The sequence below is a fragment of the Oceaniglobus trochenteri genome (assembly GCF_020529025.1).
Classification (GTDB): domain Bacteria; phylum Pseudomonadota; class Alphaproteobacteria; order Rhodobacterales; family Rhodobacteraceae; genus Oceaniglobus; species Oceaniglobus trochenteri.
The window spans coordinates 102,355-123,931 of the sequence record NZ_JACNMM010000007.1 but is presented as its reverse complement, the minus strand read 5'-3'; the positions used below and the strand labels follow the sequence as shown (position 1 = coordinate 123,931).

The window sequence follows — 21,577 nt, the reverse complement described above, 5'->3', positions numbered from 1 at the left end:
GCCATGAACGACATCACACAGCGCCTCGGGGGCATCCTGCCCGTCCTCTACAGCTATTTCGACGAAGGCGGCGGGCTGCGCCCCGGCGGCTTTGCCGCCCAGACCGACCATTGCCTTGATGCGGGTGCCGGTGGCGTCGTGCTGTTTGGATATGTCACCCAGTTCTATCGCCTGTCCTTCGCCGAAAAGAAACGCGCCCTTGCCGAAACCGCCGAGGCGCTGGCCGGGCGCGGCCTTCTGGCCGTCACGGTGATGGACGCCACCACCGAGGGCCAGATCGAACTGATCCGCGCCTCGGAAGCGGTGAAGGCGGACGCGGTGATCCTGCAACCCCCGATGAGCCCTCCGGGCTGTTCGCCCGACTGGGTCAGCATGATCGAAGCCGTGGCCGGCGCCACCGACCTGCCGATCATCATCCAGAACGCCCTGATTTCCGGCACCACCCTGGACAACGACGCGCTGGCGGCGTTGCAGGACCGGGTGCCCAACCTTGTCGGCGTCAAGGCCGAAACCGGAAGCGCCGACATCGCCGCCTTCTCGCGCGAACATGGGGGGCGTTTCCGCATCCTGACCGGCAACTGGGGGGTGGAATATCCGTTCTTCGTCGAAAACGGCGCCCACGGCCTGATCCCGGCGCCCAACTTCGTGCCCGAACAGGTGGCCCTGCATACCGCGCTGACAGGTGGCGAGGGCGCGCTTGCCCGTGCGCTGGAGCTGCACGGCCAGATCCTGCCGCTGATGCAGTTCCTGCGCGAACGTCCCACCGTCGAGGAACAGCTTCTGCTGGGCAAGATCGCCCTGAGCGAGCGGATCGGGCTGGCCCGCTGCGCCGGACGCAGCCCCGGCCCCGGTACCGCCGACCCCGCGATCATCGCCCATGTCGAACGGCTGGTTTCACATCTGCCCGACGTCTGAGCCGCCAATCCCACAGGAATTGCCCCACCATGCCCCATGATCTTGACACCGCGCTTGCCGGAATTTCCGGTATCCTGGTCACGCCCTTTGACGATGCCGGGGCAATCGCGCCCCAACGACTGGCCCCGATCATCGACCGGGCCCTGGGCGCGGGAATGCACATGCCCGTTGTCAACGGCAACACCGGCGAATTCTACGCCCTCACCACCGATGAGGCCTGCACCATGGTGCGCGAGGTGGCGGGCATGGTTGACGGCCGCGCACCGCTTCTGGCGGGCGTGGGGCGTGGAATTCACGACGCCTGCAAACTGGCGCGCGCTTCGGCCGATGCGGGTGCGGCGGCGCTGATGGTTCATCAGCCGCCCGACCCTTTCGTTTCGCCGCGCGGCACCGTGGACTACGTGAAGGCGATCCTCGACGCCTCGGGCGGGCTGCCCGCCATGCTTTACCTGCGCAACGATGCCATGGGGCCGGCAGGCATTGCGCAACTCTGCGCCCTGCCCGGCGTGAAGGGAGTGAAATGGGCCGTACCAAACCCCGACCGCCTTGCCGAGGCGATGGAGGCCTGCGATCCGGCGATCACCTGGGTGGGCGGATTGGCCGAGGTCTGGGCCGCGCCCTTCTATGCCGTGGGCGCGCGGGGCTTCACCTCGGGGCTGATCAACATCTGGCCGGAACATTCGGTCGCCATCCACCAGGCATTGGAGACCGGCGACTGGGCCGGGGCCCGGCGCCTGGTCGCCGCCATGCGCGATTTCGAAAAGGTACGCGCGCAGGAATTCAACGGCACCAATGTCACCGGGGTAAAGGCCGCGCTTCAGGCCATGGGCCAGGACTGCGGCCCCACGCGCCCGCCCTCGGCCTGGCCGCTGAGCGACCGACAAGAGGGCGTGATGCGCGATTTCCTGAAACGCAACGGGTTGATCTGACCCGGCCCGCCACGGCAGGGCCGGCTGGGTTCAGAATTCGGTCGTGTAGAGATTTGTGATGATCGCGCGTTGCAGCGATGCGGTCAGGTGTTGCTGAAGCGCCTTGGCGGCCCCCGCCACGTCACGGTCCAGCGCGGCGTCGATGATCTCCAGATGCTCGTCCGACGTTGCGGCGAAATGTTCGTTCGTCAACTTCGTGCTTTCCCGGCGCATCATCGCCACCTTGTTCATGTTCGTCTTGTAGATCCGCATGATGGTGGCATTGTTCAGCGACTGGATGATCCCGCCATGCAGCCAGCGTTCGATGGCATCATGGGCCTTCGCCAGATCGGCCGAGCTGGCCCGTGTCTCGGTGCGTTCGCGTTGCGCCACCACCTCGGCGCGCAGTGCGGCCAGGTCTTCAAGGCTGTGGGTGCCGGCAAACTGCTGGATCGCGCCCATCTCCAGCAACTGGCGAAACTGCTGACATTCGCGGAACTCGGTCAGGTCGGGGCGCTTGACGGTCACGCCCGCCCGCGCCCGGATTTCGACGAAACCCTCGCTTTCCAGAACCTTCAGCGCCGCCTGAAGGGGGTTGGTCGAAAGATCAAGCTGACGGCACAATTCGGCCTGTGTGTAATTCCCGCCCAGCACCAGTTCCTTGTTGCGCAGGGCATCCATGAACCGTGTATAGGCCGCTTTGCGAAGGCTTGGCATCTGTCGTCCAATTCGTCCTGGTTGCCCGGTTCCGTCTGCCGTGCCGGGCACGACCCACGGGGTGATACTGCAAAGCCCGGACGCTCACAAGTTCAGGCGGGCCGCAGCCTTTGTTCGGTCGTGGCGTCAAAGAGGTGCAGCGCCGAAGCCTCGCATCCCAGTTCCATAGGCGCGCTGCCCGAAACCTCGGTCTGGCCGTCGAGGCGGGCGATCAGCTCGGACTGGCCGACGCGGAAATGCACCATGGTATCGGCGCCCATGGGTTCGATCACGTCGGGCACCGCGTTGAACCTGAGCAGGCCCTCGGGCGACACACCGGGCGGGATCGGGCGCAGGTTTTCGGGCCGCACCCCCAGCACGATTTCGCGGCCCGGCTCCAGCCTGTGTTCCATTGCGGGCATGGTGATGCGATCGCCCCCGCCATCGGGGGCAAAGCCTCCGCCCTCGACGATCCGGCCGCGCACGAAGTTCATCGGAGGCGCCCCGATGAAGCCGGCAACGAACAGGTTATCGGGCTCGCGATAGATCGTCATCGGGGCGCCGATCTGTTCGATCGTGCCGCCGCGCATGACGGCAACCTTGGTGGCCAGGGTCATCGCTTCGACCTGGTCATGGGTGACATAGACGATGCTGGCGCCCAGGCTTTGATGCAGCTTCTTGATTTCGCCCCGCATCTTGGTGCGCAGCTTGGCGTCCAGGTTCGAAAGCGGTTCGTCCAGCAGGAACAGCCGGGGCTTGCGCACGATGGCCCGCCCCATGGCCACGCGCTGACGCTGACCGCCCGAAAGCTGGGCGGGCTTGCGTTCCAGAAGCGCCCCGATGCCCAGAAGATCGGCCGCCGCACCCACCTTCTCCTTGCGCTCGTCCACGCCGGCGCCGCGCATTTCCAGGCCGAAGCCCATGTTCCGTTCGACCTGCATCGAGGGGTAGAGCGCATAGGACTGGAACACCATGGCAATGTCGCGGTCGCGCGGATGCAGGCCCGTCGCCTCGCGTCCGCCGATCTCGATCGAACCGGCGCTGGCATCCTCAAGCCCCGCGATGATGCTGAGCAGCGTGGATTTCCCGCAGCCCGAGGGGCCAAGCAGAACGAGGAACCCGCCCTCTTCCAGGGTCAGGTCGATCCCGTTCAGCACCTTCAGCGCGCCGAAGGATTTCTGAATGTTGCGGATCGCAAGTGCGTTCATGCCGATCATCCCTTGATTGCCCCGACCGTAAGCCCGCGCACCATGGCGCGCTGGACGATGGCGAACAGCGCCACCACCGGCAGGATCGAAATGACGCCGCTGGCGGCCAGCAGCCCCCAGGGCAGCTGGAATTCGCCCACCATCATCTGAAGGCCCACAGGCCAGGTGCGCGACCCCGCCGACGAGGTAAGCATCAGCGCGAAAAGATACTCGTTCCAGGCCCCGATCGCCACGAAGACGGCGCAGGCCCCCAGCCCCCCCTTCACCAGCGGCAGCACGACCCGGACCATGGCCCCGATCCGGGTGCAACCATCGATGCGGGCGGCCCTTTCAAGGTCGGGCGGGACGGCATCGAAAAAGCCCTTCATCATCCAGACGAACAGCGGCAACAGGAAGCTGGCATAGGCCAGCGACAGGCCGAACCGGGTGTCCAGCAGGCCCACGGTCCGCAGGATCAGGAACAGCGGAATGATGATCAGGACAGCCGGAAACATCCGCACCACCAGGTAGAACAGCATCAGTTCACGGCGCAGCGGAAAGGCGTTGCGCGAAAAGCTGTAGGCTGCAAGCGATCCGGCAACCATGCAGATCGTGACGGTATAGAAGGTGGTCACGATACTGTTCCACATCAGCGAGGGATAGTTCGACTGCGCCCAGACATCGCGGTAATTCTGCAATTGCAGGCTTTGCGGCAGGAAGGTGATCGTGTCGGTCACGATCTCGGCCTCGGTCTTGAACGAGGTGATGACAAGCCAGACGATGGGCAGAACACTGAACAGCGCAAAGCCCAGCCCGACGCCATGGGCAATCAGGTTCATCCGGCGGGTGTGACGCGAAACGGCCATGGCTTATTTCTCCAACACGCGCGAGACACGCAGGTAAATGACGCAGAACACCATCAGCAGAAGAAGCGTGACCACCGACAGCGCCCCGGCATAGCCGAAATCGAAACTCTCGTAGGCGGTCTTGAAGGCATAGAGCGAGATGACCTGCGTTGAATCCCCCGGCCCGCCACCCGTGAGGATCAGCAACAGTTCCGGTGAATTCGCAAGGCTGATGACCCGCAGGATCACCGCCGTCACGACGATCATCCGCAGCATGGGCAGGGTGATGTTGCGGAAGGCCTGATAGGAACCGGCACCATCCACCGAGGCGGCCTGGTACAGGTCTTTCGGGATCGCCTTCAGCCCGGCAAGGATCAGCAGGGTGAAGAAGGGATAGCCGTGCCAGGCCTCGATGAAGACCGCCGCCAGAAGGCCCGAGGTGGGCGTGGCGAACCAGGCGACGTAACTGTCGATCAGCCCCATGCGCACCAGCAATTCGTTCACCACACCTAGGCGGGCGTCCAGCATCAGCGCCCACATGTTGGCCGCAACCACATTGGGCAGGAACCAGGGCAGCAGCACCAGGACCGTGCAAATCCGCATCAAGGGGCCTTCGCGGTTCAGCGCCAGCGCGCTGATCATTCCCATGGCCAGTTCCAGGGAAACGGCCAGCGTCACCCACTTGAAGGTATTGGCCAGCGAGCGCCAGAAGATGTCGTCATGCCACAGGTCGACGTAATGGCGCAGGCCGACGAAGCCTGTTCCAAGGTCGGGCCGCGTCAGCCGCATTTCCCGAAAGCTGAGAGAGATGCCATGCAGCGTGGGATAAAGGACCACCAGCAGGATAACGAGAAGGCTGGGCACGATCAGAAGGAACGGCCACGAGCGCGTTTCCGACATGGCCCCGATCGCCCGGCCCAGGCGCCCGCCCGTGAACGGGCGCCGGCCGCTATCCACCCCCACGCCCATCAGACGGTCAGCACCGCGCGCTTCTCGATGTCGGCCCAGTCATACTCGGCCTCGCCCAGCCCGGGTGTTGATGAAACATGCAGCATGCCGTCGATGATCGACAGGTCGCCCATCTTGTCGAGCTGGGCGATATGGTCGGCATCGAAGATCAACTGCTCGTAATAGTCGTTGTTCGGGATCGACGCGCAAAGCTGGGCATTGGCGTGGCCCATGCCGTGCACCTGGGCGCGCATGCCGTGGGATTCCGCCAGGTGCGCGATCTTCAGCGCGCCGGTGAAACCGCCCTTGTACTTGGTGTTTGTGCGCATCATGTCCAGCGCGCCCATGTCGATCCAGGCGGCAGCGTTCCAGTGGCATCCGTCCGAGGTTTCACAGGCCAGGACCGGAATATCCAGCTGCTCGGTCAGTTTGGTGTAAGACCGCAGGTCGAATTCGCGCATCGGTTCCTCGTACCACAGGAAGCCCTCGTTCTCGAGCGCGCGGCCGAACTCCAGCGAGGTGACGAAATCCCACCCTGCCGAACCGTCGAACATCAGGTCTGCGTCCGGTCCGGTCCAGATCCGCAACTGGCGGCACAGTTCGGCGTCGGCCTTGGCGTCGCCCCAGGCGTGCAGCTTGAACGCCTTGAACCCGACATCCATGCAGCGTTTGATGTTGGCCTCGTATTCCTCCATCGTGTCCCATGTCACGGTCGAGGCATAGGCCGGCACCGCCGTGTCATAGCCCCCCAGAAGCTGGTGGATGGGCAGCCCGGCGGCCCGCGATTTGATGTCCCAGGCGATGTGGTCGATCAGGCCCAGGTGGGTCATGTGGAATTCTTCCAGCCGGTCAAGCTCCCACATCAGATGCCAGAGCTTTTCCGTCATCAGCGGGTCTTGCCCGATCAGCGATTTCAGGCGCCGGCGGGTCAGGTCGATCACCTGGTATCCGCGGTCCACCTCGATCGCGCCGGTGATGCCCGCGTCGGTGTCGATGCGCAGGATCGCCACATGTTCGGGGTCGGGGGCCGGCGTGCCGTCGCCCGATCCGGGCAGCCCGGCGCGCCAGCGGAAATCACCGCTGCGGTTGCGGGATTCCAGAAGGTAACAGCGGATGTCGGTAATTCGCATGATCTATCCTTGTGCGGTGGGGCGCGCCAGGACCGGCGCGCCCGATAGGGGCGGCGCGTTCAGCGCATTTCCTTGTCAAGTTCGCGCGCCATCCGGTCGACGGCATCCTCGACGTTCGACGTGCCGACGAGGATCTTCTGGAATTCCGACAGGACCGTCCCGCTGAGCCAGCCCGAGAACCCGACGATCTTGGGCGAACCCACCCCGATCTTGAGGGTCTCGAGAGCGGCCGTGTAGATGTCGTTGCCGGTGATCCGCGGGTCCGAAGCCACGGCCGAGGTCGCCGGGAAATATCCGGTCGCCTCAAGCAGGGCGATGGCGGCATCCGGTTCGGCCCAGAACGAGATCCAGTCCCAGGCGGCGTCCATGTCGCCCTTGCCGCTGATGCTGTTGTAGAGATAGTTCACCCGCGCAATCCGCGCCGCCGGCCCGGCCGGGCGCATCATGGTGCCGATCTGCCCCTCTTCCATCGCCTCGGACAGTTCGATCAGCGATCCGGTGTGGTGCCAGATCATGCCGGTCTGGCCGGTCTTGAACCCCTCCATCATCTGGCGATAGCTGTCGTTTGCGGCACTGGGCGGAACGGCATTGTGTTCCGTCGCAAGCCCCGCGTACCAACCCATCGCGGCCCGCGCGGCATCGGTATCCAGGGTGGCCTTGCCATCGGCGTAGTTCAGCGCGCCATAGCTTTCCAGAACGTCCAGAAGATAGTTCTGCCCGCCGTCGCCGCCGCGCAGGCCAAAGCCGTAGCGCCCCTTCGACGGGTCGGACAGGGCAATCGCCACCTCCTGAAATTCTTCATAGGTGTCGGGCACCTTCAGGTTCAGCTCATCGAACCAATCCTTGCGGTAGTAGACCCAATTGACGAAGGAAAAGGCGGGCACGCCGTAAGCCTCGCCCTCGAGCGAAATGCCATCCCAGGCGTCGGCGGTGAAATTGTCCTTGTGCGCCCAATCGTCGATCCGGTCGGTGACGGCGGCGATGGCGCCCAGGGCCGCAATGTCGGGGAGGCGTTCGCTTGTCACCATCAGCGTTTCGGGCAGGCCCCCTGCCACGCTCGCCGTCGTCACCTTCGACATGTACTGCGCGTTGGGAATGCCCTCGGAGCTGACGGTGGCGCCGCTGGCCGCCTCGAACAGAGCGGCGACATCGGCAAGGCCGGCCATCTCGGTCTGGCTGGTGAAGTGGTGCCAATAGCTGACCGCGCCGGCGGCCCTGGCCTGTCTGGGAATGCCCGCGATGGCCAATGCCGCCGCACCGGATGTTGTCGCTAGAAACTGACGTCTGCTTTGCATGTTATTACCTCCCTGTGAAATTTCAGTAGGACGATAAAAAGTGCGAGTCAAGATTCGTCGTGCCCTTTACGCGGCCGGGCGATGGCCCGCCAGACCGTCAATACGGCATGTTGCAATAGGCTTTTGGCCCCCCGGGGAGGCAGATCAGGCGATCGGCGCGGTCGAGGTGCCGATATGAAGCTGCGGCGCATAGAGCGTCTTGCGGGCCACGGCGACATCCTTGCCCGGCTTGCGGGTCAGGCGTTCGATCAGCCAGCGGGTGGCCAGTTCGGCCATCTGCGCCACGGGCTGCACGGTGCAGGTCACGTCGGGTTCGATCAGATCGCCCCAGGGCAGAAAGTCGATCGAGGCAAGCGATACATCGCCCGGGCATTGCAACCCAAGCCGCTTCATCGCCCGCAGCGCGCCGATGGCCGACATGTTGTTCGCCGTGACAAGGGCGGTCGGGCGGTCGGGCCGGTCCAGCAAGGCAAGCGCGGCCTGTTCCGACACTTCGGCGTGGTAGTCGCCCGGCGCCACGGGGCAATGCGCCGGGTCCAACCCGGCCGAGCGGCAGGCCTCTTCGACGCCCGCCAGACGCTCATGCGCGCTCCAGAGCCCCTCGGTGCCGGCGATATGCCCGATCCGGCGATGGCCAAGCCCGACCAGGTGCTCCACCAGAAGCTGGGAGGCCGCGCGATCGTCCAGCCCCACGTGATCGGCCCCCAGGCCCGGCAGATGCTGGTCGAAGGTCACGAAGGTTTCGCCGCTGGATTTCAGCCGCGCGATGTATCCATCCCCCGACCCCGACCCCAGCAGGATGACCCCCCGGATGCTGAGCGAACGGAAGTATTCGAGGATTTCCTCTTCCTTCGCGATGTCCTGATCGCTGGTGGCGGTGATAACGATCTGCCCCTGCGCGCGGCAGGCGGCCTGAACAGCCTTGAGAATCGCGCCGGTGTGCGGGTTCAGCATGTCGGCCACCAGCAGCCCGATCAGGTTGTTGCGCCCGCTTTTCAGGCTCGACGCCATGACGTTGGGCGAATAGCCAAGCTTGCTTGCGGTTTCCAGAACGCGCGCAAGGGTCTTCTCGGCCACCCGTTCCGGCGCGCTGAACGCCAGTGAGGCGGTCGATTTGGCAACCCCCGACTGGGCAGCGACATCCGCGATGGTGAAATTCTTCCTGCGTCCAGACATCTGCGCCCCGCCGTGCTGTTCATGCGAACCGTTTCGATCCGATATCCCTGTTATGGCAGAATAAAATCAGGACAGAAAGATTTTGCTTCACAAAATTACCGAATCTCGGTTACCTTCGCAATCGAACCGGTTCGATAAACCGTCGATCCGGGGACAAACTGATCTGATGGGAGGATCGAAGTTGAATATTTGGATGAAAACGCTGACCGCGCTTGCCGTGGCGCTTCCGCTGGGAATGCCCGCCGCCGCGCAGGACAAGGTTCAGGTCAAGTTCTGGACGCTGAAGAACCCCGGCATGGACGAATTCATCGCCGGCCGCGTCGAAGCCTTCGAGGAAGCCAACCCGGGAATCGAAATCATCTACGAGGATTTCCCGAACGAAGCCTACAAGACCGCGATCCAGGTCGCGCTGAACGGGTCCGAGCCGCCCGATGCCTTCTACAACTGGGTGGGCGAGGACAGTTCGCGTTTCGTGCGCGAAGGCCTGGCCATGGACATTTCCGACTATGGCACCGGGCCGGACGGGTTCCAGTCGCTGCTGTCGGACGGCTGGCTGTCGTCGATGCGCCAGGACGGCGGGCTTTACGGTGTCCCGCTTGAGGCGGTGTCGAAGTTTTTCTACTACAACGTGCCCTTCTTCGAGGAACACGATCTGAAGGTGCCGGAAACCTTCGACGACGTCGTTCAGATGTGCCGCGACATCCGCGCCATCGATTCCAACCTGGTGCCCCTGCCGCTGGGCAACTCGGAACGCTGGAAGCTGATCCACTGGATCACCATGCTGAACGAACGCATTGTCGGGCAAGAGGCGACCTCGGTCGATTACAGCCTGTCGGCCCCCGATGACGAACTGTTCACCAATCCCGGCTATGTCGAAGCCTGGGAAAAGGTTGTCGAACTGCGCGATGCCGATTGTTTCGAGGATGCGCCCAACGCCACGGCACCGGAACTCAGCTATGTGATGTTCTCGACTCAGGCCGCCCCGATGATCTATTGCGGGTCCTGGTGTGCGGGCATCTTCGATGGTGACGGGTTCACCGACTATGCCATGTTCCGCATGCCCCCCGTCGAAGGCGGCAAGGGCGCCGACGGCACGAACTTCGTGATCATCCAGGGCTACCAGGTTTCGGCGAAATCGAAGCACCCGGAAGAAACCGTGAAATGGCTCAGCTTCCTCGTGACGCCGGAAAGTGGGCGTGGCTATGCCGAGGCGATGTCGCGCGTGCCCTCCAACCCCTCGGGCCTGGAAGAAAGCGAATCTCTGACCGACAGTTTCAAGTGGATCGCCAACGACGTGGCTTCCGTCACCGCGCCGATCAACGTGCTGGACGTGCTGTTGGACAACAACGTCTCCGAAGCCTACCTGAACGCCGGTGTCGAGGTTCTGAACGGATCGAAAACCCCGCAAGAGGCGATGGACTCGGTTCGCCAGACCGCGCTTGAGGTGAAGAACCGCCAGTAACGGCGCACCCTGCGTTCCGGGCCGCGCAACGTGCCGCGGCCCGGGCACCCTGCCCTTCCTGAAATCGGACAGCAACAATGCCCCAACGCCCCCGTACCGCCAGGTCGGATGGACGGCTGACCTATGCCGCCATGCTTTCTCCGGCCATCGTCCTCTTGTCGATCTTCGTCTTCGTGCCGGTCGCGCTGGTGCTTTACGGCTCGCTGTTCCGCTTCGGGCTCACCTCGGCCGAATGGACCTTTGTCGGCCTGTCCAACTATGTCCGCGCCATGGGTGACGGCGTGTTCTGGATCGCCCTGCGCAACAATATCATCATCGTCGTCGGTTCCATCGTTCTTCAGGTCGGCTTCGGCACCCTGCTGGCGGCGGTGCTGGATCGCGGCATCACCGTGGGCAACACGGTTCTGCGCACCATCATCTTCGCGCCCATGGTGATTTCATCGGTCGCGGTCGGGCTGATCTGGCTGATCATCCTCGACCCCAACGTCGGGCCGCTGGTCAGCCTGGTCAAGGCCATGGGGCTGACGCCGCCGCGCCTTGGGTTCCTGGGCGATCCGTCGATTTCCATCTGGGTCGTTCTGGGCATCGCCTCGTGGCAGTACACCGGCTTCATGATGGTGCTGATCCTGGCCGGGCTTCAGGCCGTCCCGAAAGAGCTGTACCAGGCTGCCGCGCTGGACGGGGCAACCGGTTTGCGGGCCTTCTGGCACATCACCCTGCCCGCCATCCGCAACATCCTGATCGTTGCCGTCCTGATCACCACCGTCGGCGGGTTCAAGGTGTTCGACCTGATCTTCGTCACCACCGGGGGCGGCCCGGCCAATGCCACGCAGGTGCTCAGCACCTGGATCTATTTCCAGGCCTTCAACCTGGGCAACACCGGCTATGCCGATGCGATCTCGGTGATCCTTCTGGCCATCGCGGTGCTGCTGGGCTGGGCGCAACTGAAATCATCGCGCCGCGCGTAAGGGAGAGCACAATGAACACCCGCCGCCTGAATGCCACGACCCTTGTCCTCTACGGCTTCGTGGGCCTGATGAGCCTGATCGTGCTGCTGCCCGTGATCTACATGATCATGGCCGCCTTCAAGACGCGAACCTCGATGTTCGTCTCGCCCCTCGCCCTGCCCGAAAGCCTGAGCTTTGAAACCTTCGAACGCGCCTGGGGCGTGGGTGTCGGCGGGTTCATGGTGAACTCGCTGCTGGTCACCTTCCTGTCGGTCGTCGTGATCGTCATCGTCAGCGGCATGGCGGCCTATGCCCTGTCGCAGATGCGCGGCTGGGTCGGTCAGGCGATCTACCTGATGATCGTCGCGGGCTTTGCCATCCCGGTGCAGGCGGTGCTGGTGCCGGTGTTCCAGATCATGTCGGGGGCGGGGTTGCTGAATTCGCGCCTGGCGCTGGTGCTGCCCTATGCGGCCTATGGCATCCCCTTCACCGTCATCCTGTTCTATGCCTTCTTCCTCGACTTTCCCAAGGAACTGGAGGAAGCGGCCCGCCTGGACGGTTGTTCGCGCTTTCAGGCCTTCGTGCGGGTGATCCTGCCGCTGTCCGGACCCGCCATCGCCAGCGCGGCGATCTTCCAGTCGGTGTTCATCTGGAACGAATTCATCCTGGCGCTGCTGGTTCTCACGCGCCGGGGGCTGAAAACCCTGCCTGTCGGCATCCTGGATCTTCAGGGCGAATTCACCAGTGACTGGCCCGCCGTCCTGGCCGGGCTGACCCTTGCAACGCTGCCGCTGCTGATCCTCTTCGTGCTGGCGCAGAAATACTTTGTCCGCAGCCTGGCCGGGCTGGGTAAATAAGGAACATACCATGAGCGATGTGAAAATCAGCGGCCTGCGCAAGTCCTATGGCCGGTTCGAGGCAATCAAGGGCGTCGACCTGACGGTGGCCGATGGCGAATTCGTGGTGATGGTCGGCCCCTCGGGCTGTGGCAAATCCACCCTGCTGCGCACCATTGCCGGGCTTGAGGGCGCAGACGAAGGCGCGATCGCCGTGGGCGGGCGCGACGTGACGCACGAGGAACCCGCCGACCGGGGCGTGGCCATGGTGTTTCAGAACTATGCGCTTTACCCGCACATGAACGTCAGCGGCAACATGAGCTTCGGGTTGCGCATGGCGGGCATGGCCAAGGACAAGATCGCCGCGGCGGTCGAACGCGCGGCCGGCATCCTGAACATCGGCGATCACCTTGACAAGCAGCCCAAGGCGCTGTCGGGCGGCCAGAAACAGCGCGTCGCCATCGGCCGCGCCATCACCCGCCAGCCCGAGGTGTTCCTGTTCGACGAACCGCTGTCCAACCTCGACGCCGCCCTGCGCACCAAGATGCGGGTGGAACTGGGCCGGCTGCATGCCGATCTGGGCGCGACAATGATCTATGTCACCCACGACCAGACCGAAGCGATGACCATGGCCGACCGGATCGTCGTGCTGCGCGACGGCCTTGTCGAACAGGTGGGCAGCCCGCGCGAGTTGTACAACCGCCCCGTCGGGCGCTTCGTCGCCGGCTTCCTCGGATCGCCCCGCATGAACGTGGTCCCCGCCCGCCTGACCCGGCGCGAGGGTGACCGGATCACCGTTTCCATCGACGGCCTGGACGACATGACCCGCCCGCTGGACGTGACCAAGGGCAAGGATCTGCGCGAGGGCGATACCGTTTTCGTCGGCATCCGCCCCGAGGCCTTCGGCCCGCCCGAAGACTCTGGGCGCCGCTTCGCGCTCAAGATCCGGGTGGTCGAAAATCTGGGCCGCGAAACCCTGGTCTATGGCACGCCGCAGGGCTTCGTTTCGGACGAATCCGATGCCGAGGACGGCGACCTGGTGATCCAGTTCGCCCGCCAGAAGGACGTGCGCCCCGGCCAGACCATCGACATCGGGCTGTCGGCCTCGGCGCTGTACATCTTCGACGACGCGGGCCTGACCCGCAGCTTTCCCAACGACCACTGACCCCTGAAAGGAAGACCATGCGTTTTCGCCAGATCCACCTTGATTTCCACACCGCTGGCCAGATCGACGGCGTGGGAAGCCGCTTCGACCCCGACGCCTTCGGCGATGCCTTCCGCGATGCCCGCGTCAATGCCGTGAACCTGTTTTCGAAATGCCATCACGGCTATTCCTACCACCCGACCGAGATCGGGATGCAGCACCCTTCGCTTGATTTCGACCTGCTGGGCGAACAGATCAAGGCGCTTCAGGCGCGCGACATCCTGGCGCCGGTCTATGTCTCGGCGCTGTGGGATGAACTGGCCGCCTATCGCCACCCCGAGTGGCGGGTGGTTTCGGCCGACAATTCGCGCCCCGTCCAGCACGGCAACGACATGGAGGCGGGGTGGAAGTTCCTTGACCTGTCGTCGCCCTATCAGGATTACCTCTGTTCGCAGATCGAAGAGGTGGTGCAGCGCTATTCGCCGCTGGATGGCATCTGGATGGACATCAACTTCCAACTGCCCTCGATCAGCCCCTTCGCCAAGGACGGTATGGAGGCCGAGGGCCTTGACTGGACCGACGCCGAACACCGCGATCTTTACGCCGAGCGTGTGACCTTCCGCTATCTAGAACGGGTCAAGGGCATTGCCGACCGCGCCGATTGCCCGGTGTTCTTCAACTTCGGCCACCTGCGCCGGGGCCGTCCCGAAATCCTGCGCAAGTATTTCAGCCATATCGAGATCGAAAGCCTGCCCACCGGGTCCTGGGGATACGAACACTTCCCCGTCTCGGCCCGCTACATGGAGGGATTGGGCATGGAGATGCTGGGCATGACCGGCAAGTTCCACCACATGTGGGGCGAGGTCGGCGGCTACAAGAAGCCCGAGGCGATGATCTATGAATGCGGCGCCATGCTGGCCCAGGGGGCCAAGGTCTGCATCGGCGATCACCTGCACCCCACGGGCCGCGTCGATCCGTCAACCTATGCCGGCGTGGGCCAGGCCTATGAATGGATCGAGGCCCGCGAACCCTGGTGCGAAGGATCGCGCAACCGGGCCGAGATCGGCGTGCTCAGCGATCAGGCCCTGCGCAAACCGGCCTGGAGCGGCTTTCCCGGCCACCACGAAACCATCGACGACGGCTGTGTGCGCCTGTTGCTGGAAAACCGGTTCACCTTCGACCTGCTGGGCGAAGACGGCGATTTCGACGCCTATCGCCTGCTGATCCTGCCCGATGCCATCCATATCGACGCGGCCTTGAAAAAGCGGCTGGATGCCTACCTGGCGCAGGGCGGCAAGCTGCTGTTGACCGGGCAAAGCGGGATCGACGGCGACACCATGCATTATCCCGCCGGCACCCGCCACCATGGCACCGCGCCCTTCACCGGCGGCGATTTCGCCCTGCCCGTGGAAGACCTGCGCGCCTCGTTCGTGGATGAACCGCTGTTCATGTATGCACCCTCCCAGCAGTTGACCCTTGATGGCGGCACCAGCCTGGGCGAGGTCTATGACCCCTATCTTGACCGGTCGGGCCCGAATTTCAGCGGCCACCTGAACGCGCCCAACCGCCCCGATCCGAACGGGTATGTCCTGGGGGCGCAGGATGGTGCGGTTCTGCGGCTCGCCCATCCGGTCTTCTCGATCTATTACCGGGTCGGGGCCGTGGCGATGGTGGAAATGGTGGGCCGTGTGATCGACCGCGCCCTGGGGCAGGAGCGGATGATCCGCACCGACATGCCCACCGCCGGACGTGCCACCCTGCGCCGGCAGGACGGGCGCGACGTACTGCACCTGTGCCACGCCAACCCGGTTCAGCGTGGGGTGCTGCGCCGCGACCGGATCCAGCCGATCCAGGACGTCGTGCCGCTGCATGACGTGAAGGTGGATATCGAATCCGAGGCCCCCGCATCGGTGCGCCTCGTGCCCGAAGGCAGTGACCTGCCCTTCAAGGCCGAAGGTGGCCGGGTGCGGTTTACCGTGCCGAAGGTCTGGGCGCACCAGATGGTGGAAATCGCCCACCGATAGGCACGGCAAAAGGCCGCCCCACCCGTTCTCTCCCGCGGGTGGGGCGGCCTGCCGCTGCCGGAACGCGCCCCGCCCAGTCCGGCGGGGCGCGTTTTTTTCAGCCTATTCCATCACCTTGGTGCCAAGGTCATGCGCCTCGGCGGATTTTTTCGCCCCCGCCTCGCGCATCTGTTCGACGCTGCGCACGTTCAGCCGCGCCGCGCCGGCCCAGTCGCGGGTGGCGACGCGGGGCGACTTCAGCCGCTCGGCCGCCGCCGGAATGGCATCGGCATATTGCGGAAGCCATTCGGCCTGGGCCACCAGCATTTCATCCACCATCTGCCACACCTCTTCGGGGGTGCAGATCGCCCCCACCAGCGGATCGTGCAGGACCGCCTGCTTCAACAGCTCCACATCGCCGGTGATCGCGGCCTGAACGCCCATCCGCTGGACATTGACGCTGGCCATGCAGGTGGCGGCACAGGCGGCAGGAAGTTCGACCCCCTCGACCATGTTGATGCCGAAGCGATCGACAAAGCCGGGGCTTTCGATGATGCAGTCGTCGGGCAGGTTGCGGATGATCCCGCCGTTCTTCACGTTGAAATGGCCGCGATAGGTGCGCCCGGTTTCCAGACCTTCCAGAATCCAGCTGGCGTGTTCGTCGGTGCGCGGCCCGGTCAGGGGTTTGCCCGCCTCGTCCAGGAACTTCGGGAAATCCTCTTCGAACCAGTTCCGGTTTTCGGTGGTATAGCGCAGGTAACCGCCGGTTTCGCCGTGGATCCAGTCATCAGTCGAAATCCAGTCCATGATCTGCTCGGGGCGCTTGCGATACCAGGGCAGGTATTCGCTGAGGTGGCCGTTGCTTTCGGTGGAATAGAATCCGAACCGCTTCAGAACGTCTATGCGCACCTTTTCCTGGCGGGAAAAGACGGGATGCGCCTCGAAGGCGGCGATCAGTTCGTCGCGCCCGATCTGGCGGCCGTTGTGCCGGATATCCAGATACCAGGTCTGGTGGTTGATGCCCGAACAGATGATGTCCACCTCCTCCATCGGCACCTTCAGGGCGCGGGCGATCTGGCGGTGGCCGTTCTGCACCCCGTGGCACAGGCCCACGACGTCGACGCCGCCGTGGTCCAGGGCGGCCCAGGTCATCATCGCCATGGGGTTGGCATAGTTCAGCATCTTCGCGCCGGGTTCGGATACCGCGCGCATGTCGGCGCAGAAATCCAGCATGGCGGGAATGCCGCGCTGACCGTACATGATGCCGCCCGCGCAGATGGTGTCACCGACGCATTGATCCACCCCGTACTTCAGCGGGATGCGGATGTCGTCGGCAAAGGCGGGCAGACCGCCGATGCGCACGCAGTTCATCACGTAACGCGCCCCTTCCAGCGCGCGGCGCCGGTCGGTGGTGGCGGTGACGCGGGTCTTCAACCCGTTGACCTCGACGATCCGGGTGATGATCTGGTGGATCATGTCAAGGTTGTGGGCGTTGATGTCTGTCAGCGCGATCTCGATGTTCTCGAACTCGGGCACCCGCAGGATGTCGGAACACAGTTTCTTTGTGAACCCGACGCTGCCGGCCCCGATGATACAGATCTTGAAGTCGGTCATATGGCGAAATCCTCTTGTAAAGACTGAAGAAACGGGCGGTGCGGCAGGCATTTTCCCGCCGCACGGCGGTATTCGGAAACCAGCGCCCCGTGGGTGCGGCGCAGGGCGGCACGTCGGCGCGGATCATTGGCCAGCGCAGCCTTGGCCGCGCGCTGTGACAACAGCCCCAGGCCATCCAGAACGGGGGTGTAAAGCTGCTGCTCCACATGGGGCAGGCCCAGGGGAAAGGGCGTGAAATCGCGCCGCTGTGGCATCGCCTCGGCCCACTGGGCCAGCCGGTCGGTCACCGCCGGTGGATGGCTGGCGGCGACATCGCGCCAGAAGGGCGTATCGCGCCTTTCGCTGACGTAATGCATGCGGATGAAATCGCGGAAATCATCCACCTGCCGGGCCACCGCCGCATTGTAGGCCGCGGCGCGCCCAGCCTCGGGCAGACCCGTCAGCAGCATCAGTTGCACGATGGTGCCATGGATCGACGTCGCCTCAAGCGGTTCAAGAAAGGACGACGACAGCCCCAGCGCCACGCAATTGCCGATCCAGGCCCGGTCCAGCCGACCGGCGTTGATGCGGATGTCGCGGCGCGGTTCGATCCTGTGGCCCAGGACCGCCTCGATCTCGGCCTGGGCGGCCTCGGGCGTGGTGTGGGCGTCGGAATAGACATAGCCGCAGCCGTACCGTTCTTGCGTCGGGATCTTCCACATCCACCCCGCCCCCTGCGCCCAGGCCAGGGTCACCGGGTCGATCTCTTCGCCCTCGGCAAGGTCGATCCAGAAGGGCATCGCACGGTTGACCGGCAGCACATCGCCAAACCCGATCCACTGCGCCCCCAGAGGGCCGATCAGGGCGCGGGCGAACCCGGTGCAATCGACATAGAGATCCGCGCTCAGCCGTTGGCCGCTTTCGAGCGTGAGGGACTTGATGCCATCCTCGCCGGTCTCGACGCCCTTCACCTGGTCGTCGATGCAGCGCACGCCGGGCGCATGGCGTTTCAGGAAGGCGCCCGCACGGGCCTGATCGAAGTGATAGGCAAAATGGAACGGCCCCGCCGCCACCCGTCGCCCGTCGCGTTCGCCAAAGGGCGCGCGGCGCCGTGCCATGAGATGGGTGAACAGATGCGCCTCGGCCACGCTGCGCCCGCTGGCCACGGCGTAGGTGTCCAACCCCGGCCCCGCCACCTGGGCGATATCGTCGATGGGGCCATCATAGCTGTGGCCGACACGCCGCCAGTCACGGTGGCGGATACCGTATTTCACCGTTGCCCCGGTTTCGCGCAGGAAGGCCATCTCGTCGATGCCAAGGTGCTGCAACATCTGGCGGAACACCGCCGTGGTGCCTTCACCGACGCCGATGGTGCCGATCCGGCTGCTTTCCACCACGGTGATCTCGCCCGCCTGCCCCGCCCGGCGGGCTTGGTCGGCCAGCATCAGCGCGGCAAGCCACCCCGCCGTGCCTCCGCCGACGATCACGATGCGGGCGGGCGCCTGTGTCATGATGCCTTGCGCTCGGGCGTGCGGGCGAATTCGGGCAGCCAGGTGCCATGGGCCGCGAGCATCTCATCCACCAGGGCCCAGATCTGGTGCAGGTCCAGTTCCGCCGCCGTATGCGGGTCAAGCATCGCTGCGTGATAGATGTGTTCGCGCTTTTCCTCGACCAGGGCCGCGACGGTCAGTTCCTGCACGTTCACGTTGGTGCGCATCAGCGCGATCAGCTGCGGCGGAATGTCATGCACCACGGTCGGTTGAAGGCCGCTGTCGTCCACCAGCACCGGCACCTCGACCGCCGCACCCTGCGGCAGTTGCGGAATGTAACCGCGGTTGGGAATGTTGCCATAGATCACGTCAGGCACGCCCGTCACCACAGAATCGATGATCCGCGCGGCATATTCATGGCTTGGCGCGACGGTGATCTCGTTTGCCTCGCGGTACTGTTTGGCCTGCTTTTCCCACCGGGCGATCTGTTCGACACAGCGCACCGGGTATTCATCCAGCGGCACGCCGTATTTCTCGATCAGGTCGGGGCGGTCGCGCTTGATGAAATAGGGGGTGTATTCGGCGAAATGTTCGCTGCTTTCCGTCACGAAATACCCCAGCCGCATCAGCATCTCATAGCGCACCCTGTTGGGGCAGCGGCCCGAATGGCTGGTGGTGGTGGGGAACCGGCCGTCAAGATAGCCCTGGCGCAGCGCCGGATAGAGATCGCGATAGCTGCCGTCGGGCTGGCGGTGTTCGAAGGCCAGGTAGAAGGCCATGTGGTTGATCCCCCCCGCGCGATAGCGGATTTCATCCACCGGGATCGCAAGGTCGGTGGCCAGTTCCTCGGCCGTGCCCTGCACCGAATGGCACAGGCCCACCTGGCGGATATCGGGGTACCTGGCGCCGATCGCCCAGGTGTTGATGGCCATGGGGTTGACGTATTGCAGCATGATTGCGCCCGGCGCGTGCTGGCGCATGTCCTCGCAGATGCTCCACAGCACCGGCACGGTGCGCAGCCCGCGCATGATCCCGCCGATGCCCAGGGTGTCGGCGATGGTCTGGCGCAGGCCGAATTTCTTGGGCACCTCGAAATCGGTGATGGTGCAGGGGTCATAGCCGCCCACCTGGAAACAGCAGACCACGAAATCGGTGCCCGCGATGGCGCGCGTCTGGTCGGTATAGGTTTCGATCTTCGCGGGAACGCCCAGGGTGGTGGCCATCTTGCCCACCACGATCTCGGATTCCTCCAGGCGCTTGGGGTCGATATCCATCAGCCGGATCGTGGCGCCCCGCAGGGCCGGCTTTTGCAGGATGTCGCCCGCGATGTTCTTGGCAAAGACGGTGCTGCCGGCACCGATGAAGGTAATGGTGGTCATGTTGCAATCTCGAATGCTGCGCGGACAAGCCGCTTGGTGTACTCGGTTTCGGGGTTCACGAGGACGTCCTTGACCAGACCCTCCTCGACGATCTTTCCGTGCTGCATCACCATCACCCGGTGACACAGCGCGCGCACGACCTTCAGATCGTGCGAGATGAACAGATAGCTCAGCCCCTTCTCGCGCTGCAGCTTGCGCAGCAACTCGATGATCTGGGCCTGAACGCTGAGGTCCAGCGCGCTGGTGGGTTCGTCCAGCAGGATGAATTCGGGCTCGAGCGCGATGGCGCGGGCGATGGCCAGGCGCTGCCGCTGGCCGCCGCTGAATTCGTGGGGAAAACGGTGCGCGATGGTATCGGGCAGGCCGGCATCGCGCAGCGCCTGGCGCATCCGCGTGTAACGCTCGGCCGCATTGGCGCCGATGCCGTTGACGATCAGCCCTTCCTCGATGATCTGGCGCACCGACATGCGCGGATTGAGCGAGGCGAAAGGATCCTGGAACACGATCTGCATGCGCGAACGATAGGGGCGCATGGCGGCGCGGTTCTTGTCCTCGATCCGGTCGCCACAGAAGGTGACCTGCCCCTGCCCCATGTCGATCAGCCGGATCAGCGCCTGCCCGAAGGTCGTCTTGCCGCTGCCGCTTTCGCCCACAAGGCCCAGGGTTTCGCCCCGCCGCAGCTCCAGGTTCAGGGAATCCACCGCCACCAGCGGCGAATAGGTGCCGCGAAACGCCCCGCCCTTGCGCAGCATGAACTGCACCCGCACGCCTTCGCCCTTCAGCACGGTATCGCGCCCCGCCTCAAGCGGATTGGCCACGCCCTTGGGGTCCGAGGCCAGAAGCCGCTTGGTATAGGGATGGCGGGGTGTGCCGAAAATCTCTTCGGCGGTGCCGCTTTCGCGCACCTCGCCGTGCTGCATCACGTAAACCTGATCGGCGAACTGGCGCACCACGGTCAGGTCATGGGTGATCAGGATCACCCCCATCCCCAACCGCGCCTTCAGATCGTCGATCAGGTGCAGGATTTCGGCCTGCACCGTCACGTCAAGCGCCGTCGTCGGTTCGTCGGCGATCAGGACATCGGGGCGGTTGGCCAGGGCCATGGCGATCATCACGCGCTGGCGCTGCCCGCCCGACAACTGGTGCGGATACTGGTTGACCCGGCTTTCGGGGTCGGGGATCCGCACCTCGTCCAGCAGTTCGACCGCCCGCGCCCAGGCTGCCTTCTTGCTCAGCTTCTGGTGCAGCATCAGCACCTCGACGATCTGCGCGCCCACCTTGTAGACGGGGTTGAGCGACGACATCGGCTCCTGGAAGATCATCGAGATCCGATTGCCGCGCAGGCCGCGCATTTCGCGGTCGGACAGATGCGCCATGTCGCGGTCGCCGTACATGATGCGGGTGCGGTCGGCCACGGTGGCACGCTTGGACAAAAGCCGCATCACCGCCCGCGCCGTCACCGATTTGCCCGAGCCCGACTCGCCCACCAAAGCCGTGGTTTCCCCGGCGCGCAGGGTGAAAGACACATCGCGCACCGCCTCGACCTCGCCGCCGTCGACCTTGAAGGTCACGCCGACGTTTCGTGCATCGATCAGAACTTTGCTGTCGCTCATCTTGGGGCCT

At 64.5% G+C, this 21,577-nt stretch carries 18 protein-coding genes; 7 read left to right on the top strand and 11 right to left on the bottom strand.

What is annotated here, in order from left to right:
- Nucleotides 1-3 precede the first annotated feature (3 nt).
- Both H7828_RS13260 and H7828_RS13255 read left to right on the top strand, forming a co-directional pair.
- Complete coding sequence (locus H7828_RS13260) at nt 4-915, top strand: dihydrodipicolinate synthase family protein (protein ID WP_226781528.1); 912 nt, start codon at nt 4-6, stop codon at nt 913-915.
- 29 nt (nt 916-944) lie between these two features.
- Nucleotides 945-1,844: a dihydrodipicolinate synthase family protein gene (locus H7828_RS13255; RefSeq protein ID WP_226781527.1), complete on the top strand. Its 900-nt coding sequence runs from the start codon at nt 945-947 to the stop codon at nt 1,842-1,844.
- Nucleotides 1,845-1,874: 30 nt separating this feature from the next.
- Here H7828_RS13255 and H7828_RS13250 read toward each other — a convergent pair whose 3' ends face one another.
- From H7828_RS13250 to H7828_RS13220, 7 genes are all read right to left on the bottom strand, one after another.
- Nucleotides 1,875-2,540, bottom strand: coding sequence for a GntR family transcriptional regulator (locus tag H7828_RS13250; RefSeq protein WP_226781526.1), 666 nt, complete (start codon nt 2,538-2,540; stop codon nt 1,875-1,877).
- A 92-nt stretch (nt 2,541-2,632) separates the two neighbouring features.
- Nucleotides 2,633-3,727, bottom strand: coding sequence for an ABC transporter ATP-binding protein (locus H7828_RS13245; RefSeq protein ID WP_226781525.1), 1,095 nt, complete (start codon nt 3,725-3,727; stop codon nt 2,633-2,635).
- A 5-nt stretch (nt 3,728-3,732) separates the two neighbouring features.
- Nucleotides 3,733-4,572 carry a carbohydrate ABC transporter permease gene (locus H7828_RS13240; protein WP_226781524.1) on the bottom strand — a complete coding sequence of 280 codons (840 nt, stop codon included), beginning with the start codon at nt 4,570-4,572 and terminating at the stop codon, nt 3,733-3,735.
- 3 nt (nt 4,573-4,575) lie between these two features.
- On the bottom strand, nt 4,576-5,451 hold the full coding sequence (locus H7828_RS13235; RefSeq protein WP_226781523.1) for a carbohydrate ABC transporter permease: 876 nt from the start codon (nt 5,449-5,451) through the stop codon (nt 4,576-4,578).
- 68 nt (nt 5,452-5,519) lie between these two features.
- The gene (locus H7828_RS13230) at nt 5,520-6,629 is read right to left on the bottom strand and encodes an enolase C-terminal domain-like protein (protein ID WP_226781522.1); all 1,110 of its coding nucleotides are present in this window, start codon (nt 6,627-6,629) and stop codon (nt 5,520-5,522) included.
- A gap of 59 nt (nt 6,630-6,688) precedes the next feature.
- Nucleotides 6,689-7,924 carry an extracellular solute-binding protein gene (locus H7828_RS13225; RefSeq protein ID WP_226781521.1) on the bottom strand — a complete coding sequence of 412 codons (1,236 nt, stop codon included), beginning with the start codon at nt 7,922-7,924 and terminating at the stop codon, nt 6,689-6,691.
- Nucleotides 7,925-8,068: 144 nt separating this feature from the next.
- The gene (locus H7828_RS13220) at nt 8,069-9,100 is read right to left on the bottom strand and encodes a LacI family DNA-binding transcriptional regulator (RefSeq protein ID WP_226781520.1); all 1,032 of its coding nucleotides are present in this window, start codon (nt 9,098-9,100) and stop codon (nt 8,069-8,071) included.
- A 193-nt stretch (nt 9,101-9,293) separates the two neighbouring features.
- Here H7828_RS13220 and H7828_RS13215 point away from each other — a divergent pair, with 193 nt between their 5' ends.
- From H7828_RS13215 to H7828_RS13195, 5 genes are all read left to right on the top strand, one after another.
- Entirely contained in the window at nt 9,294-10,562 is a 1,269-nt protein-coding gene (locus tag H7828_RS13215) for an ABC transporter substrate-binding protein (protein WP_226781519.1), read from the top strand.
- 77 nt (nt 10,563-10,639) lie between these two features.
- A complete protein-coding gene (locus H7828_RS13210) occupies nt 10,640-11,530 on the top strand; it encodes a carbohydrate ABC transporter permease (RefSeq protein WP_226781518.1) in 891 nt (296 codons plus the stop codon).
- An 11-nt stretch (nt 11,531-11,541) separates the two neighbouring features.
- Nucleotides 11,542-12,366 carry a carbohydrate ABC transporter permease gene (locus tag H7828_RS13205; protein WP_226781517.1) on the top strand — a complete coding sequence of 275 codons (825 nt, stop codon included), beginning with the start codon at nt 11,542-11,544 and terminating at the stop codon, nt 12,364-12,366.
- A 10-nt stretch (nt 12,367-12,376) separates the two neighbouring features.
- The gene (locus tag H7828_RS13200; RefSeq protein WP_226781516.1) at nt 12,377-13,510 is read left to right on the top strand and encodes an ABC transporter ATP-binding protein; all 1,134 of its coding nucleotides are present in this window, start codon (nt 12,377-12,379) and stop codon (nt 13,508-13,510) included.
- Nucleotides 13,511-13,527: 17 nt separating this feature from the next.
- Nucleotides 13,528-15,513 (top strand): alpha-amylase family protein, encoded by a 1,986-nt coding sequence (locus H7828_RS13195; RefSeq protein ID WP_226781515.1) that lies wholly within the window; start codon nt 13,528-13,530, stop codon nt 15,511-15,513.
- A 102-nt stretch (nt 15,514-15,615) separates the two neighbouring features.
- Here the strand turns inward: H7828_RS13195 and melA (H7828_RS13190) are convergent, their stop codons facing one another.
- Genes melA (H7828_RS13190) through H7828_RS13175 form a run of 4 tightly spaced genes read right to left on the bottom strand, consistent with a single transcriptional unit; the run spans nt 15,616 to nt 21,567 of the window.
- Nucleotides 15,616-17,106: an alpha-glucosidase/alpha-galactosidase gene (gene melA, locus H7828_RS13190; protein WP_226781514.1), complete on the bottom strand. Its 1,491-nt coding sequence runs from the start codon at nt 17,104-17,106 to the stop codon at nt 15,616-15,618.
- The gene (locus H7828_RS13185) at nt 17,103-18,596 is read right to left on the bottom strand and encodes a tryptophan halogenase family protein (protein ID WP_226781513.1); all 1,494 of its coding nucleotides are present in this window, start codon (nt 18,594-18,596) and stop codon (nt 17,103-17,105) included. The genes melA (H7828_RS13190) and H7828_RS13185 overlap by 4 nt, the downstream gene beginning before the upstream one ends.
- The gene (melA, locus tag H7828_RS13180; RefSeq protein WP_226781512.1) at nt 18,593-19,954 is read right to left on the bottom strand and encodes an alpha-glucosidase/alpha-galactosidase; all 1,362 of its coding nucleotides are present in this window, start codon (nt 19,952-19,954) and stop codon (nt 18,593-18,595) included. The genes H7828_RS13185 and melA (H7828_RS13180) overlap by 4 nt, the downstream gene beginning before the upstream one ends.
- Entirely contained in the window at nt 19,951-21,567 is a 1,617-nt protein-coding gene (locus H7828_RS13175; protein ID WP_226781511.1) for an ABC transporter ATP-binding protein, read from the bottom strand. The genes melA (H7828_RS13180) and H7828_RS13175 overlap by 4 nt, the downstream gene beginning before the upstream one ends.
- Between the last annotated feature and the right edge of the window lie 10 nt (nt 21,568-21,577).